13 protein-coding genes are annotated in these 15,805 nt (G+C 70.1%); 5 read left to right on the top strand and 8 right to left on the bottom strand.

The features are described from left to right. Positions 1-85: 85 nt before the first annotated feature. From ACZ4RZ_RS21270 to ACZ4RZ_RS21295, 6 genes are all read right to left on the bottom strand, one after another. On the bottom strand, positions 86-499 hold the full coding sequence (locus ACZ4RZ_RS21270) for a roadblock/LC7 domain-containing protein (RefSeq protein WP_054219305.1): 414 nt from the start codon (positions 497-499) through the stop codon (positions 86-88). A gap of 10 nt (positions 500-509) precedes the next feature. Beyond that, positions 510-3,749: a nitrate- and nitrite sensing domain-containing protein gene (locus ACZ4RZ_RS21275; protein WP_467746648.1), complete on the bottom strand. Its 3,240-nt coding sequence runs from the start codon at positions 3,747-3,749 to the stop codon at positions 510-512. A 350-nt stretch (positions 3,750-4,099) separates the two neighbouring features. After that, a complete protein-coding gene (locus ACZ4RZ_RS21280) occupies positions 4,100-4,675 on the bottom strand; it encodes a GTP-binding protein (protein ID WP_054235412.1) in 576 nt (191 codons plus the stop codon). Next, positions 4,656-5,054 (bottom strand): DUF742 domain-containing protein, encoded by a 399-nt coding sequence (locus tag ACZ4RZ_RS21285; protein ID WP_095936861.1) that lies wholly within the window; start codon positions 5,052-5,054, stop codon positions 4,656-4,658. Before ACZ4RZ_RS21285 ends, ACZ4RZ_RS21280 begins: the two co-directional genes overlap by 20 nt. Before the next feature lie 112 nt (positions 5,055-5,166). Next, positions 5,167-5,580 (bottom strand): roadblock/LC7 domain-containing protein, encoded by a 414-nt coding sequence (locus ACZ4RZ_RS21290; RefSeq protein ID WP_037764993.1) that lies wholly within the window; start codon positions 5,578-5,580, stop codon positions 5,167-5,169. A 9-nt stretch (positions 5,581-5,589) separates the two neighbouring features. Then, positions 5,590-9,372, bottom strand: a complete 3,783-nt coding sequence (locus ACZ4RZ_RS21295) for a sensor histidine kinase (RefSeq protein WP_467746649.1) — start codon at positions 9,370-9,372, stop codon at positions 5,590-5,592. 598 nt (positions 9,373-9,970) lie between these two features. Here ACZ4RZ_RS21295 and ACZ4RZ_RS21300 point away from each other — a divergent pair. The 3 genes from ACZ4RZ_RS21300 (at position 9,971) to gltX (ending at position 12,524) form a co-directional block, all read left to right on the top strand. Continuing rightward, entirely contained in the window at positions 9,971-10,159 is a 189-nt protein-coding gene (locus tag ACZ4RZ_RS21300) for a hypothetical protein (RefSeq protein WP_467746650.1), read from the top strand. Positions 10,160-10,279: 120 nt separating this feature from the next. Then, positions 10,280-11,056, top strand: a complete 777-nt coding sequence (locus ACZ4RZ_RS21305; protein WP_467746652.1) for a fumarylacetoacetate hydrolase family protein — start codon at positions 10,280-10,282, stop codon at positions 11,054-11,056. Continuing rightward, a complete protein-coding gene (gene gltX / locus ACZ4RZ_RS21310; protein ID WP_467746654.1) occupies positions 11,049-12,524 on the top strand; it encodes a glutamate--tRNA ligase in 1,476 nt (491 codons plus the stop codon). The genes ACZ4RZ_RS21305 and gltX overlap by 8 nt, the downstream gene beginning before the upstream one ends. A gap of 423 nt (positions 12,525-12,947) precedes the next feature. Here gltX and ACZ4RZ_RS21315 read toward each other — a convergent pair whose 3' ends face one another. After that, the gene (locus ACZ4RZ_RS21315; protein WP_467746655.1) at positions 12,948-13,184 is read right to left on the bottom strand and encodes a hypothetical protein; all 237 of its coding nucleotides are present in this window, start codon (positions 13,182-13,184) and stop codon (positions 12,948-12,950) included. 90 nt (positions 13,185-13,274) lie between these two features. Then, positions 13,275-13,613, bottom strand: coding sequence for a hypothetical protein (locus tag ACZ4RZ_RS21320; RefSeq protein ID WP_467746657.1), 339 nt, complete (start codon positions 13,611-13,613; stop codon positions 13,275-13,277). A 386-nt stretch (positions 13,614-13,999) separates the two neighbouring features. On the opposite strand from ACZ4RZ_RS21320, the gene ACZ4RZ_RS21325 reads away from it, so the two are divergent. Continuing rightward, a complete protein-coding gene (locus ACZ4RZ_RS21325) occupies positions 14,000-14,959 on the top strand; it encodes a FlgD immunoglobulin-like domain containing protein (RefSeq protein WP_467746658.1) in 960 nt (319 codons plus the stop codon). Positions 14,960-14,995: 36 nt separating this feature from the next. Continuing rightward, positions 14,996-15,730 carry an HAD family hydrolase gene (locus ACZ4RZ_RS21330; protein WP_467746659.1) on the top strand — a complete coding sequence of 245 codons (735 nt, stop codon included), beginning with the start codon at positions 14,996-14,998 and terminating at the stop codon, positions 15,728-15,730. Positions 15,731-15,805 lie beyond the last annotated feature (75 nt).

Here is a 15,805-nt window from a genome sequence, read left to right on the forward strand (position 1 = left end):
CTCCGACTGTGCCGGGCACCCATGACTGAGGGACCGCGTCCCGAAACCTTACGGCCCCGGGACGCCAATACACACCGTCCGTCAGCTAGTTGAGAAGGCTCCCCTGGAGCTCTGCTCGAAGGTCCGGGGTCAGGACCGTACCCGCACGGTCCACCAGAAGTGCCATCTCGTACCCAATGAGACCGATGTCCGCCTCCGGGTGTGCAAGGACGGCGAGCGATGAACCATCGGAAACGGACATGATGAAGAGGAATCCTCGCTCCATCTCCACAACCGTCTGGTTCACATGGCCGCCCTCGAAGATGCGGGAGGCACCCGCGGTCAACGAGGTCAGACCGGACGCGACGGCCGCCAGCTGGTCGGCGCGGTCACGGGGAAAGCCTTCGGACATCGCCAGAAGGAGTCCGTCGGCGGAGACCACCACCGTGTGCGACACCCCGGGGGTGTTGTCCACGAAATTGGTGATCAACCAGTTCAGGTTCTGTGCCGCCTGGCTCATCGGGCTCACACTAACGCTCCTGGTTGTAGGTGCTGTCAGGACCGAAGCCCTGGCCGTTCGTGTCACTACCTGCATTGCGTCCCCGCTGTACGCCGCGGCGCAGGTTGCTCAGCCTGCCCCGGACGTCCTCGGGAGCGCGGGAGACCTGGGGGCCGCCCTGGGGGGTCGATTCCGCGGTTCCCTCGACCAGGTTGGCCTTGGGCACCCGCCGCGGCAGACCGGACGAGGTGACCCCGCCCGCCTTGGGCTTCCGGAGCTGTGCGGCCTGCTGCCACCGGTCGTCGTTGGACGAGCGCCAGTCGCCGTTGCTCTCCGCGGCCGAAGCCGTGGCCGCCGGCCCCGCCTGCTCCCTCTGGTCCACGAGGCGCTGGCCGTTGCCGTCGACATTGCCGCCTCCGGTGGATCCGCGGCGGGGCAGTCCGGCGTCGGTCAGCGCGTGGGTGGCGGAGGGGGCCGGTCCCGGACGGGTGAAGCCTACGCGGTCCCGCTCACTCGCGTCAGCGGCCTGCGAGGATTCCGTTTCCGGAGCGTAATCGGACCGGTACGAGCCCTGGTACGTGTCCTGCTGCGGCCAGTCGTCCTGGTAGGGCGACTCTTCGAAGGCGCGGAACGTCTCCGAGGCGGCACCTCGGGCTCCCGAGTGCTCCTCCTGGACCGGCTCCGCATACGTGGGCTCCGGGTAGCCGCCGTTGGACGGGAAGTACGTCTCGTCATACGACGGCCGCTGCGGCTCGTCGTATGCCGTCTGCTGGTCGTACGTGGTCTGCTGCTCCTCGTACACACCCTGCCCGTTGTCGTACCCGGGCCCGCCGTCGTACCCGGGCTGCTGGGCGTCGAAGTCGTTCCGGTAGCCCTGCGGGCCCTCGATGGCCTCCTGGCCGTGCGCCTGTGCCTCCAGGGCCGCGCGGCGCTCCTCACGCATCAGCGAGCGGCCCACGGGGTCCAACTCGCGGATGTCGTCGGGCACTTCGGTGTAGCGGCTGTCGTCGAAGCCGAGCTCCGCTGCGGTGCGCAGCGGCTGCTGCTGGCCCCCGAAGTCCTCGCCCTGGAACGGCTGCTGCTCCGGGATGATCTGCGAAACGGTGAACTCGTCGCGCATCGGCTGCTGTTCGCCGCCACCACCGTGGGTGATCGCGTCGGGAAGCATGACCAGCGAGGTGGTACCGGCCTGCTCGCCCGAGGGGCGCAGCTGGACGCGGATGCCGTGCCGGTCGGACAGCCGGCCGACCACGAAGAGGCCCATGCGCTGCGAGATCGCGACGTCCACGGTCGGCGGGTTGGCCAGCTTGTGGTTGATGTCCGCGAAGTCCTCGGCGGTGAGGCCGATGCCCTTGTCGTGGATCTCCACCATGATGCGGCCGTCCGGCAGGCGGGTCGCGGTGACGCGGACCTTGGTCTGCGGGGAGGAGAACGTGGTGGCGTTCTCCAGGAGCTCGGCGAGCAGGTGCACGAGGTCGGTCACGGCACGGCCGTGGATCTCGGCCTCCGGGACGCCGGAGAGCTCGACGCGCTCGTACTGCTCCACCTCGGAGGAGGCGGCGCGCAGCACGTCGACCAGCGGGACCGGCTGGTCCCAGCGGCGGCCGGGCTCTTCGCCGGCGAGGACGAGGAGGTTCTCGCCGTTGCGGCGCATACGGGTCGCGAGGTGGTCCAGGCGGAAGAGGTTCTCCAGCTGGTCCGGGTCGGCCTCGTTGTTCTCCAGGTCGGTGATGAGGGTCAGCTGGCCCTCGATCAGCGACTGGTTGCGGCGCGACAGGTTGGTGAAGATCGCGTTGATGTTGCCTCGCAGAAGGGCCTGCTCGGCGGCGAGTCGGACGGCCTCGCGGTGGACCTGGTCGAAAGCGCGGGCGACTTCGCCGATCTCGTCCGTGCTGGTGATCGGGATGGGCTGCACGCGGGTGTCGACGCGGCCCGGATCCGTCCGGGAGAGCTGGTCGACCAGCATCGGCAGACGCTGCTCGGCGACACCGAAGGCCGCGTTGCGCAGCTGGCGCATCGAGCGGCTCATCTGGCGCGCCACCATGCCGGCCAGGATGAACGCGGCGAGCAGGGCGACCAGGACGACGGCACCGGTGATGAAGGCGTCGGTCTTGGCGCTGTCGGAGATGTCCGCGGCCTCGGACACGGCCTTGTCGGCGAGGTCCGACTCGATCTGGCGGTAGGCGTTGTACTTGGCGGTGTTGACCGCCCACCAGTTCTGCGCGGTGATGCCCTTGGTGGCGAGCTCATCGAGGGCGGGCTGCTGGGTGGACTGGAGCCCCGCGAGACCCGCGACCATCGCGTTGGGGTTCTTGGGGTCCGACGGCGGCGGCACGTAGGTCTGGTTCTTGGCCGCGGCGGCAGCGGCCGCCTTCGTGGCCTCGGCCGTGAGATCCGTCTTGATCTTCTTCTTGGCCGCGTCCAGCTTGGCCGCGTCGGCCTCGGTGCCACCACCGATGTACTCCTCGACGGCGATGCCTTCGAGGTAGGCGTACGAGGAGAGCGCGACGCGCTGGCTCGCCAGGCTGCCGGCGCCCGGGCCGGGCTTGACCAGCATGTGCATGCCGATGGAACGCTCCAGCGACAGCGCGGCCTTGGACAGCGAGATCGCGTAGACCGTACGGCCGTAGCTGGTGATGTTTCCGGTGCCCAGACCGAGTTCGTTGGCGAACTCCATCAGTGGGTGCTGGATCTGCGTGTAGCCCTCTTCGGTCCGCACGCCGGTGAGCCTCGGGGTGTACGCGATCTTGCGCAGCGAGTCGAGACCGGGCTCGACCTTGCGGAAGATGGCCAGCCGGCGCTCCAGACCAGCCGTCTTCGGCATGTTCTGGGCGGCCTCGTCGAAGGCGTCGGCGGCGGCGTCCGTGTCCTTGCGGACCGCCGTGACCGTGGCCTTGTCCTCGGCGGTCTGGGCGCTGCCCTTCAGCAGCGGGGCGGCGGTGGCATCACGCTCGACGTACAGCTTGTCGCCGTAGGTCAGCGCGGCCTGCACCAGACGTGCCGTCTTCTCCGCGTCCTGCGCTTCCTGCCAGGTGTCGATCGAGCCCTTCACCTGGAAGCCGCCCATGACAAGGCCGACCACCACGGGTATGAGCAGGATCGCGTTCAGCCTGGTCGGCACGCGCCAGTTGCGCGGGGAGAAGCGACCGCCGCTCGGCGCGGGCGCCGCCGTGGGCTCCGGGCCGGGCACTTGTGCGGGCGCCGCTCCGCGCGGCGGCGGGGTGAAGTTGCCCCGCGCCGACGGCTCGGGACCGTTCTTGCTTCGCCTCACTCGACCAACAACCTCTCGGCGTCGGCACCTACGTTGTGCCGCGGTGTCTCCAGCGCCCTTGACTACTGGGCAGTTCAGCGCATTCCAGCACGTCAGGCGGCGCCCTTCCAAACACTCGGAACCAAGGGTTCCGGGCGATGTATGCCCCAGATAAAACGGTCATAAAGAGCGAGCCCCGCCAAAAGGCGGGGCTTTTATGAGCACAGCGACACCGGGTGACCGCGATGCGTGTCGGTGCCAGCGAAATTCTCTGTCGAAACGTTATGAACACTGTGGCCGACCGTGTCAAACGACACAGCCGGCTCCAATGCGTCTACGACAACTGCCTTATGGAACTGTCGACTTGGCTACTACCGCAGCCGTGCCATGAGCGCGTGCTCGACCAGCGTGATCAGCGCGCTCTTCGCATCCGCGCGGTGCCGGGCGTCCGTCGTGATGATCGGGGCGTCCGGACCGATCTGCAGGGCCTCACGGACCTCTTCGGGGTTGTACGGCTGGTGCCCGTCGAAACCGTTGAGGGCGATGACGAACGGCAGGCCGCTGTTCTCGAAGTAGTCGACCGCGGGGAAGCAGTCGGCGAGACGGCGGGTGTCCACCAGGACCACCGCGCCTATGGCGCCGCGGACCAGGTCGTCCCACATGAACCAGAAGCGGTCCTGGCCCGGCGTACCGAACAGGTACAGGATCAGGTCCTGGTCCAGGGTGATCCGGCCGAAGTCCATGGCCACCGTGGTGGTGGTCTTGTCCCCGGTGTGGGTGAGGTCGTCGATGCCCGCCGAAGCGGACGTCATGACGGCCTCGGTGCGCAGCGGGTTGATCTCGGAGACGGCGCCCACGAACGTGGTCTTGCCGACGCCGAAGCCGCCCGCCACGACGATCTTCGCGGAGGTGGTCGTACGACCTCCGTCAGAGCTTGCGAAGTCCACTGAGCACCCTTTCGAGCAAAGTCACGTCCGGCGCGCCGCCGTTGTTCTCGTCGCCACCCGGCTGATGGATGGCGACGAGTCCGGCCTCCGCGAGGTCCGCGACGAGGATCCTGGCCACACCGAGCGGCATGGACAGGAGGGCCGATACCTCGGCCACCGACTTGACCTCTCGGCAGAGGTGGCAGATCCGCTGGTGCTCGGGGAGCAGCCCCATCAGCTGCGCCGGATCGGCCGTAGTGCTGATCAGAGCCTCGATGGCGAGCTGGTAGCGCGGCCGGGTCCGGCCGCCGGTCATCGCGTAGGGACGTACCAGCGGCTGGTCGCCCTCATCCTCGTACGGCTGCGCGTACGGATCATGAGAGGCGGTGGGCGGGGTCATGAATCCTCCGGGCGGGACAGCAAGTCGGTCAGTCGTGCCGTCTGTTGGGGCCGGTGGGGGGGAGTGTGGCGGCCGGACGGTGATTTCGTGCTGAGGGTAGAACCCAGGGCCGTCAGTGGAGCAGACTTCCCTGTAGTTCGGCGCGCAGGTCCGGCGTGAGCACTGCGCCCGCGCGGTCGACGAGCAGCGCCATCTCGTAGCCGACAAGGCCGATGTCGCACTCCGGGTGGGAGAGAACCGCCAGGGACGATCCGTCCGAGATGGACATCAGGAAGAGAAAGCCGCGTTCCATCTCCACGACCGTCTGGGCCACCGTGCCGCCCTCGAAGATCCGGGATGCCCCGGCCGTCAGCGAGGTGAGCCCGGAAGCGACGGCCGCGAGCTGGTCGGCGCGGTCACGGGGGAAGCCTTCGGACAGTGCCAGAAGGAGTCCGTCGGCGGACACGACGACGGTGTGGGACACCCCGGGGGTGTTGTCCACGAAGTTGGTGATCAACCAGTTGAGGTTCTGTGCCGCCTGGCTCATCGGGCTCAACTAACGCTCCTGCTGGTGAGTGGGGCTGGGGAAGCTGCCGGTCTGGCCGTTGGGAGCGGCCTGTCGACCCTGCTGAATGCCCCTACGGAGATTGGTCAGCCGACCGCGTACGTCATCGGGCGCACGCGAGACCTGCGGACCGGTTTGGTGCTGTTGCTGCTGTGCCGTGCCCGCGACGAGGTTGGCTCGCGGGACGCGGCGCGGCAGGCCTGAGGTGGTGACCCCGCCCGCCGACGGCTGACGGACGCGTTCTGCCTGCCGGACGAGGTCGTCGTTCGGCGAGCTGCGCCAGGAGGCCTGGGCGGCAGGGGCCGGTGCGGCAGCCGGCCGCTGCGGAGCCGGGGGCGCCTGCCGCTGCGGCTGAGCGGCCTGTGGCGAACCCTGGGAACCGTTGTGGTGAGCACCGTTGGTGGGTGTGCCGTTCGCCTGACCGTGGAACCAGTTGGTCTCCAGCGTGTCGTACAGCGGCGTACGTCCGTCACCGGGGCCCGACGCCGGAGGCAGCGACTCGGGCTCCTGCGGACGGGCGGGCCGCTGCTGCGGACGCTGCGGGGCCGGCTGCCGGGGAGCGCCGAAGTCGGCGTTGTCCCGGCCGACGCCCTGCTGCGGCCGCTCGAACTGGCCGGTGGACGACGGGTCCTGGCCGTAGCCCGGCCGGGCGAACTGGCCGGTGGACGACGGGTCCTGGGAGGCGCCGTAGCCCGGGGTGGCGAACTGGCCCGTGGTGGTGGACGGGTTGGAGGTGCCGAACACGTCGGGGCGGACGAACTGCCCGGTGTTCTGGCCACTGTTCTGGCCGAAGTTCTGCGGCGCACTCGCACCGGGGCGAGGGGCGTCGAAGTCGGGTCGGGCGAACTCGGACGTCGAGCCGGGTCCCTGGCGGTCGTCGATCCGGGGGATCTCCGAGGTGGCCCCCGGACCCTGACGGTCGTCGATCCGCGGCATCCGCGAGGTGGCGTCGGGCTCCTCGTGGCCACGCGGCGTGTCGAGGGACGCGCGCGGCACCGGCGGCTGCGCGTTGTCGTCGCTCCAACTCGGCGTGCGCGGCTGCGGGTTGGCACCGGGCAGCTCGGCGCGCGCACCACCGCGTCCCGGAAGCTGCGGCCGGCGACGGCTGCCCTTGCCGCCCGACGGCTGCTGCGGGGGCGCGGCCGCGGGGCCGCTGTCACCGAAGCCGCTCTGACGGTTACCGGATCCGCTCCGGCCCGCCCCGGGCCCGTCACCGAAGCCCTGCGGCGAACCGGTCCCGGCGGCCTGGAGGCCCTGCGGGACGCTCGGCGTGTTCTGCCCGTAGGCACCGGCACCGGCCGGAGCCTGCCTGCCCTGCTGCGGGTTCCCCGGGCCCTGCGGTCCACGTGCTCCGCCCGGAGCACCCGGGCGATTGCCCTGGCTGCCGCCCGGCAGCGCGGGGCCGCCCTGGTTGCTTCCGGGCAGTGCCGCCCGCGGACCCTGGCCCGCGCCGACCTGTCCGCGCTGCGGCGGGGCGCCGAGGCGGCCACCACCGGCCGCCGGAGCACCGGCACCGAGCGAGGGACCGCCCTGCGAACCGCCTCCGCGACGGGCCGCGGCGACACCGGCAGAGGCCTGTGCGGCGGCCGGACCACCGGTGCCCGGACCGCCCTGGCCCGGCTTGCCCGGAGCCTTCTTGCCGCCCTGGGCGACGTCGACGGGGAGCATGACGAGCGCGGTCGTACCACCGGAGTCGGACGGACGCAGCTGGATACGGATGCCGTGGCGCTGCGACAGACGACCGACCACGAAGAGGCCCATGCGGCGGGAGACGGAGACGTCCACGGTGGGCGGCGAGGCGAGCCGCTCGTTGATCGCCGCGAGGTCCTCGGGGGAGAGGCCGATACCGGTGTCGTGGATCTCGATCAGGACGCGGCCGTCGGGCAGCGCGTGACCGGTGACCTTGACCTTGGTCTGCGGCGAGGAGAAGGAGGTCGCGTTCTCGAGCAGCTCTGCGAGCAGGTGCACGAGGTCGTTGACGACGCGGCCGGCGACCTCGGTGGTCGGTACCGCGGCCAGCTCGATGCGCTCGTACTGCTCCACCTCGGAGGCGGCGGCACGGAGCACGTCGACCAGCGGGACCGGGCGGGTCCAGCGGCGGCCGGGCTCTTCACCGGCGAGGACGAGGAGGTTCTCGCCGTTACGGCGCATGCGGGTCGCGAGGTGGTCGAGCTTGAACAGCGAGGACAGCTGGTCCGGGTCGGCCTCGCGGGACTCCAGTTCGGAGATCAGCGAGAGCTGACGCTGGATAAGACCCTGGGAGCGGCGCGAGAGGTTGGTGAACATCGCGTTGACGTTGCCCCGGAGAAGGGCCTGCTCGGCGGCCAGTCGTACGGCCTCGCGGTGCACGTCGTCGAAGGCCGCGGCCACCTGGCCGATCTCGTCCCGGGAGTGCACACCGACCGACTCGACGGAGGTGTCGACGTCCTGCGGGTCCGACTCCGACAGCTGCTTGACCAGCTCGGGCAGCCGGTCCTGGGCGACCTTGGTCGCGGTGTCCTGCAGGCGGCGCAGCGAGCGGATCATGGAGCGGGCCACCACGAAGGCGCCGACGAGCGAGACACCGAGGACGAGGAGGATCAGCGCACCCGAGATGATCGCTTCGCTCTCGGACTCGTTGCGCAGCTCACGCGCCTTCTGCTCCATCTGGCCGAGCAGCGTGGTCTCGATGTTCGACATCTGCTGGATCTTGGCGGTGTCGTCGTCGACCCAGTCCTTGTACGAGCGCTTGGTCTGGGTCCTCAGACCGTCGGGGCCGCTCAGCACGCGCTTCGCGTACTGGTCGGCGGACTCGATGGTCGGGTTGCCGCCCTCGATCGGCTTGAGCAGTTCGGCGAAGCCGTCGCCGTAGATGTTCTTGAAGCCGCTGATCTCGGATTCCTGGCTCTCCTGTGCGGAGAGCGCGTACTGCCGGTCGTTCTCCGACAGCGTGCCGAAGGTCGTCGGGCGCTCGGGCAGCGCGGCGGCGATGACGGCCCGCTGGACGGAGGCGTACTCCTTGGCGGAGGAGAAGGCGGACAGCGCGCGGGTGCGCTGGATCATCTCCGGGTTGCTGGTCGCCTCGGCCATGTCCTGCGAGAGCGCGAGCAGCTGAGTGACGAGGCGGTGGTAGGCCTCGACCGTCTGCGTCGAGTTCTTGGGGTCCGCGTAGGCCTCTTTGCGGATGCTGCTGAGCTTGTACAGCTCGCCCGCGATGCCGACCAGGCTGTCCCGGACGCCGGAGAGCTGTCCGTTCGCCGTGGCGTCGTCGATCTCCTGGGTGCCCTCGAGGAAGTGCCTCTTGGCTACGTCCGTCGCGTCGCGGACGCCTTTGACCGTGTAGTCGTTGGACGCGGCGCCGTGCGCGAGCGGACCCGAGGACAGGTCGCGCTCCTTCTGGAGCGCGGCGGCGAGCTCGGTCGCCTGCTTGGTCATGTCCGTCAGCAGCTTCATGTTGTCGAGCTGCTGAATGCTGTCCATGTTGTCGTTGATGCGCAGCGCGCCGAGCGAGGTCGCGGCGACCACGGGGAGCGCGAGCAGCGAGACCAGACGCGTCGAAATGCGCCAGTTGCGCAGCGCTATTCGCGAGCCGGGACCCGTGGGGCCCGTCGGCTTCGCGGCCGGTGTGGCGGGAGCCTTGGGCTTCGCGCCGGCGCGAGCGGAGTGTTCACCGCTGCCGCCGACCTCTGCCGGTCCCGGGTTCTGGGCGTGCTGGGGCGAGGAACCGCGGTCGGTCCCGCCGTGCGGCTCCGGCTCCGCCGAAGCGCTGCCATCCCTCTTGAAACGTCCCTGCACTAGCGTCGCAACCTCTGGACCAGGCGCCCCTCCGCGAAAACGGCGGGACGGTGTCGGCGTCGTACAGGGGCGCAGATGCGCCCCCTGGTGGTCGTGAGTGACCGGCGCAGGCTCCCCCTTCCCGCCGCCACTCGGCGCTGCGTTGCGCCCCTGCGCGCCGGTTTCGATCCCGCGGCGGTTCCGTGGAATTCCAGCACAGTGCCGGATCTCCAACAAGGCCCGAGTACCAGGCTGTGACCTCCGTGACAGCTTGTGAGTGGTGCGTTACGAGACGTAGAAAGTGATCTCGTACATAACGGGCGTATGCCTACGAGGTGTTGTGGAGCGCAGGGTGTCCCAGTCGCCATGATCAGGAGCGGAATGTCTGCTTCAACAGGGCAATGTCCGTTTCGCCGGGCGGGGTTGGAGGTCTGAATTGACCGGTTTGCCTGCTAGTAAGTGAGGAAACTCACATGGCGATCATGGCGTCTTCACGGCTTCGCCCGGGAATTGCATGTTTAGCCTGACGCTTTACAAGGATGGCGAATCCGACAACCCGCGCCGACGCGGGGGCCTTTGAGCCCACCCGGCGCTCGCGACGACAAGGTCGAGTACAACAGTGAAGACGACGATGATGTTCCGCAACATAGCCAACCCGCGACGCACCACGCTGGCGCACCTCGAGGACGCCGACGCGCTGCAGACGCCGGAGCAGCAGGAGCACTCGGCCGACCTCCCCGCCCAGACCGCCAACCCTCGCCGGACCATCCTGATGGAAGCCCCGGTCATGGCCTCCGTCGCGGAGTAGTACGCACACACTCCGCCGCGCGCTCACCGTGCCGGTCGATATACGCGAAGCTCGCACCCCTCCCCGCGTTAGCCTGGAGCGTCAGACTTCAGCCAGCTCAGTGAGGGGCGCAAGGATCCCGTGCGCATCGCCAGGTTCTCCATCGACGGCAACGTCGCTTTCGGCGCGGTCGAGGGCGACAAGCCGGACGAACTCGTCCTCGACATCATCAAGGGCATCCCGTTCGCGGACTTCGAGCTCTCCGGTACGAAGGTCCCGCTGAGCAAGGTCAGGCTGCTGCCGCCGGTGCTCCCGAACAAGGTCGTGGCCTTCGGCCGCAACTACGCGGAGCACGCGAAGGAGCTCGGCAACGAGGTGCCCGAGGCCCCGTTCGCCTTCTTCAAGCCGTCGACCTCGGTGATCGGCCCCGGCGACGACATCCAGTACCCGTCCTTCTCGAACGAGCTGCACCACGAGGCCGAGCTCGCGGTCGTCATCGGCCGCATGTGCCGCGAGGTCCCGCGCGAGCGCGTCAAGGACGTGATCCTGGGCTACACCTGCGCGAACGACATCACCGCGCGCGACGTCCAGAAGCGCGAGAAGCAGTGGGCGCGGGCCAAGGGCTTCGACAGCTCCTGCCCGCTCGGCCCCTGGGTGGAGACGGACCTCGACCCGAGCGACCTCACCATCCAGTGCACGGTCAACGGCCGGCAGCGCCAGCTCGGCCGCACCAGCGAGATGATCCACTCCATCGAGGATCTGATCGTGAACATCACCGAGGCCATGACGCTGCTCCCCGGCGACGTGATCCTCACGGGCACCCCGGCTGGGGTCGGCCCCCTGAACGTCGGCGACGAGGTCGCCGTCACCATCGAAGGCATCGGCACTCTCACCAACAAGGTGATCAAGCGTGGCTAACGCGAACGTCCGCGTACGTTTCTGTCCCTCCCCGACCGGCAACCCGCACGTGGGCCTGGTCCGCACCGCCCTGTTCAACTGGGCGTTCGCCCGGCACAACGAAGGCACCCTGGTCTTCCGCATCGAGGACACCGACGCGGCCCGCGACTCCGAGGAGTCGTACAACCAGCTGCTCGACGCGATGCGCTGGCTGGGCTTCGACTGGGACGAGGGACCCGAGGTCGGCGGCCCGCACGCGCCGTACCGCCAGTCGCAGCGGATGGACATCTACCAGGACGTCGCGCGAAAGCTCCTGGACGCCGGGCACGCGTACCACTGCTACTGCTCGACGGAGGAGCTCGACGCCCGCCGTGACGCCGCCCGCGCCGCCGGCAAGCCGTCCGGTTACGACGGCCACTGCCGCGACCTGAGCGCCGAGCAGAAGGCCGCCTACGAGGCCGAGGGCCGGGAGCCCATCGTCCGCTTCCGCATGCCCGACGAGACGATCACCTTCACGGACCTGGTCCGCGGCGAGATCACGTACCTCCCGGAGAACGTCCCGGACTACGGGATCGTACGAGCCAACGGCGCGCCCCTGTACACGCTGGTCAACCCGGTCGACGACGCCCTGATGGAGATCACCCACGTCCTGCGCGGCGAGGACCTGCTCTCCTCCACCCCGCGCCAGATCGCCCTCTACAAGGCGCTCATCGAGCTGGGCATCGCCAAGGAGACCCCGGCCTTCGGCCACCTCCCGTACGTCATGGGAGAGGGCAACAAGAAGCTCTCCAAGCGCGACCCGGAGTCCTCGCTCAACCTCTACCGGGAGCGCGGTTTCCTCCCCGAGGGGCTGCTGAACTACCTCTCCCTGCTCGGCTGGTCGCTCTCGGCGGACCGCGACATCTTCTCCATCGACGAGATGGTCGCCGCCTTCGACGTCACGGACGTGAACCCGAACCCGGCCCGCTTCGACCTGAAGAAGGCCGAGGCGATCAACGCCGACCACATCCGCATGCTCGACGTGAAGGACTTCACGGAGCGCTGCGCCCCCTGGCTGCGCGCCCCGTTCGCCGCCTGGGCGCCGGAGGACTTCGACGAGGCCAAGTGGCAGGCGATCGCCCCGCACGCCCAGTCCCGTCTGAAGGTCCTCTCCGAGATCACCGAGAACGTGGACTTCCTGTTCCTGGCCGAGCCCGTCCACGACGAGGCGTCCTGGTCGAAGGCGATGAAGGAGGGCTCGGCCGAGCTGCTGAGCACGGCCCGCGCCAAGCTGCTCCAGGCCGACTGGGCCAGCCCGGAGTCGCTGAAGGACGCCGTCCTCGCGGCCGGCGAGGAGCACGGCCTCAAGCTCGGCAAGGCCCAGGCCCCGGTCCGCGTCGCGGTCACGGGCCGCACGGTCGGTCTGCCGCTGTTCGAGTCCCTGCAGGTCCTGGGCCAGGAGAAGACGATCGCGCGCATCGACGCGGCGCTGGCGAAGCTGCCGGCGTAGTCACAGCGCAAGCACTACGCGTACCCGCATGGCGTACGCACAGGGGGCGGCGTCCGGTTCGGACGCCGCCCCCTTCGTATGCACCGAGCCGTCACCCGGAGTTCACCCGTCCAGTGAACTCCCGCTCCCGCAGCAGAAGTTGCATGTCCCCTGCGCACATGATGCGCGTGTTCATCCTGTTTCAGGTGAGGGGAACGTGACCCGTTCACGAAGACTTGCCGCAGTGGCCCTCGGCGGGGCCGTGGCCCTGATGTGCGCCGTGCCGACCGCGCCCGCACAGGCCGCGCCCGGCGCCGACACGCCGGTCGCCACCGTGCAGCTGAGCCTGACCGTGCCGACCGAGGTCGGCTACCGGTGGGCGGGCGCTTCCGGATTCCGCTACTGGCTGCCGGAGAGCGGTTCGGGCGGGACCCACGAGGTCGACTACCCGGGCGTCACTCCGCCGGCGCACGCGGGCCCGGACGACCTCGCCACCGGCACCGACGTCATCAGCACCAGGTCCGGCACGACCGTCGCACAGCAGCACCGCTCCACCGGCGTAACCGCCACCGTCACGATCCCGGCGGGCCAGACGTACCGGGCCGCGTCGGGCTGGAGCGTGCTGACCCAGGACGCCGCGGGCGCCCTGCACGTCCTGCGGGCGGCCGCCGACGGGACCACCGCGGACCTCCCGGTGACCGGGCTCCCCTCGGGCGCCCAGCCCAACGGCACCTACGTCACCGGCGGATCCGTCCGGCGCCTCGCCGTCGTCTACACCCTGGACGGCGCCACCTCCGTGGGCCTGGTCGACCTCGCGGACGGCACCTTCCGCACGTACCTGACGAACGCCGGCAGCGAGCCGCGGGTGGTCTTCAACGACCGCTGGCTCGTCAACGGCAACACGTCGATCCGCGTGGACTCCGCCCCCGGCACCGAACCCGCCACCATCACGGCCGCGTACCTCGGCGAGGCCCAGGCCGTCGTCGGCGACCAACTGCTCACCGGCAACGCCTCGTTCCTGCCCGGCGGCGCCACGCCCGAGCTCACGGCCGTCTCGCTCACCACCAACACGACACGCACGGCCCTCGCCAACGCGAAGGGTGCCTTCATGGCCACCCCGGACGGCGGCGCCCTCGCCACGGCCGGGCCGTCGAGCGTCGACTGGCATGTCTACCGGGTCACCCCCACCGAGGACGGCGCGACCACCGCCCAGAAGGTGCTCGACGTACCCGCCTGGCAGGCCGGGGTGGACGGCCTCGCGCTCGCCGGGGGCGAGCTGCTGATGTACGGCAACACCACGCGCGCCGGCGGCATATTCGGCTTCTACGGCATCCCGCTCGACACCACGGGCAAGCCCCACCGGCCTCCAGACCCGCCGCAGCCCCACACTGCAGCCCACGACCTGCCTCACCGGCGACGCGGCGTGCCCCCAGCTCGAAGCGCTGGGCGACGGCAGGATCGCGTACCTGTGGACCGACGCCAACGGCCAGGAGTCCGTGAACGTCGTCGGGCTCGACACGAGCGCCATCGCCACCGAACCCACCGGGGACTCGGCCGGCCGCCTGGGCACCGGCTCCGGGCGCTACGTCCTCTACAACGGCGGCACCGCCGGCAGCCAGAAGGTCGCCGACTTCCCGCGCGGCGCCGCCGGCGAGACCGCGCTCGACCGCACCCGCACCGCCGCCGCGATCTGGGGCCAGCGTCTGTGGACCCCCGGCAGCACCCAGGGCAGCGTCGTCGCGTACGACCTGAAGGCCAAGAAGAACGTCGCCACCGTCGACACCGGCGCGCCCTGCACGCCCACCGAGATCCAGGCCGTCAACACCTGGCTGTACTGGTCCTGCGGCTCGGCCGGCCCCGCCGGTGTCTACGACCGCGCGGCCGGCCGCGCCATCACGGTCCCGGCCGGGCAGGGCCGCCTCGCCGACGGCTATCTCATCCGCGAGAACCGCACCACGCACGAGCTGCTGCTCACCGACTTCCACACCGGTACGGCGACCACCCGGACCGTCGCCGTGCTGCCCACCGCGGACCAGAACACCGGCGGCAACACCGGCCGCTGGGCCGTCGACCGCTTCGGCGGCAATGTCGCCCATCTGACGCAGCAGCGCCAGGTGGCGATCGTCACCGCGGGCGTCCCCACCTCGCCGCTCGCGCAGATGGAGGCGCAGACCGACCCCCAGCCGGGCGGCCCGAGCCTCTCCAACCCGTGGCGGCCCGTGTGGCAGCTGAACAAGCCGTCGGCCTGGACACTGACCGTGAGCAGCACGGCGGGCACCGTCGTGCGCACCCTGACCGGCGCCTCCACCGCCGCCGCGGTCCGCGCCTCGTGGAACGGCCAGAGCGACTCCGGCGCCTATGCGCCGCGCGGCACATACATCTGGAAGCTCACCGCCGAGCCGCGTGACGGCCAGGGCCCCGACCTGACCCTGACCGGAACGACAACCGTGAACTGAACGACACGCCCGCCACGCCCGGGATACGGTCGATTCATGAGCATCAGGGCCGTGGTGTGGGACATCGACGACACGATCTTCGACTACACGGCCGCGGACCGGGCCGGGATGGGCGGGCACTTGGCGGCCGAGGGCCTGCTCGACGGGTACGAGTCCGTCGAGCAGGCCCTCGCGCGCTGGCGGCAGATCACCGATGCCCAGTGGGCGAGGTTCTCGGCGGGGGAGACGGACTGGCAGGGCCAGCGCCGGCAGCGGGTCAGGGTGTTCCTGGAGAAGCCACTGAGCGATGCCGAGGCCGACGCGTGGTTCGACCGGTATGTCGCGCACTACGAAGCCGCCTGGGCCCTCTTCCCGGACGTGCTGCCCGCCCTGGACGCCCTCGCCGCCAGCCACCGGCACGCCGTGCTGTCCAACTCCAGCCTCCGGGTGCAGGACGGGAAGCTCCGTGTCCTCGGCGTCCGCGACCGCTTCGAGGCCGTTCTGTGCGCGGCCGAGCTCGGCGTCTCCAAGCCCGCGGCGGAGGCCTTCCACGCCGCCTGCGACGCCCTCGGCCTGCCCCCGCACCAGGTCGCGTACGTCGGCGACCACCCGGAGATCGACGGGCGCGGCGCCGCCGACGCGGGTCTGCTCTCCGTCTGGATCGACCGTGGCGGCGCTCACACCGTCGCCCAGGGCGTACCGGCCGGCCCGCGCCGGATCGCCTCGCTGGCCGAACTCCCCGCGATCCTCGGCGCGGATACCCGTTTTGGAGCGCCGTCCACCTTCAGGTAATGTTCTCCCTGCGCCGCCGGAGAGCGGGCCGAAAGGCCGGGAACCGGAGGCGCAAGCTAAAACAAGATCCCCACG

Source organism: Streptomyces sp. NPDC027189, from assembly GCF_055566975.1.

Excerpts from the sequence above, each read along its gene's own strand:
- ACZ4RZ_RS21270 (WP_054219305.1), bottom strand. The coding sequence starts at position 499 with ATGAGCCAGGCGGCACAGAACCTGAACTGGTTGATCACCAATTTCGTG.
- ACZ4RZ_RS21285 (WP_095936861.1), bottom strand. The coding sequence starts at position 5,054 with ATGACCCCGCCCACCGCCTCTCATGATCCGTACGCGCAGCCGTACGAG.
- ACZ4RZ_RS21290 (WP_037764993.1), bottom strand. The coding sequence starts at position 5,580 with ATGAGCCAGGCGGCACAGAACCTCAACTGGTTGATCACCAACTTCGTG.
- ACZ4RZ_RS21320 (WP_467746657.1), bottom strand. The coding sequence starts at position 13,613 with ATGAAGGCACCCTTCGCGTTGGCGAGGGCCGTGCGTGTCGTGTTGGTG.
- ACZ4RZ_RS21330 (WP_467746659.1), top strand. The coding sequence starts at position 14,996 with ATGAGCATCAGGGCCGTGGTGTGGGACATCGACGACACGATCTTCGAC.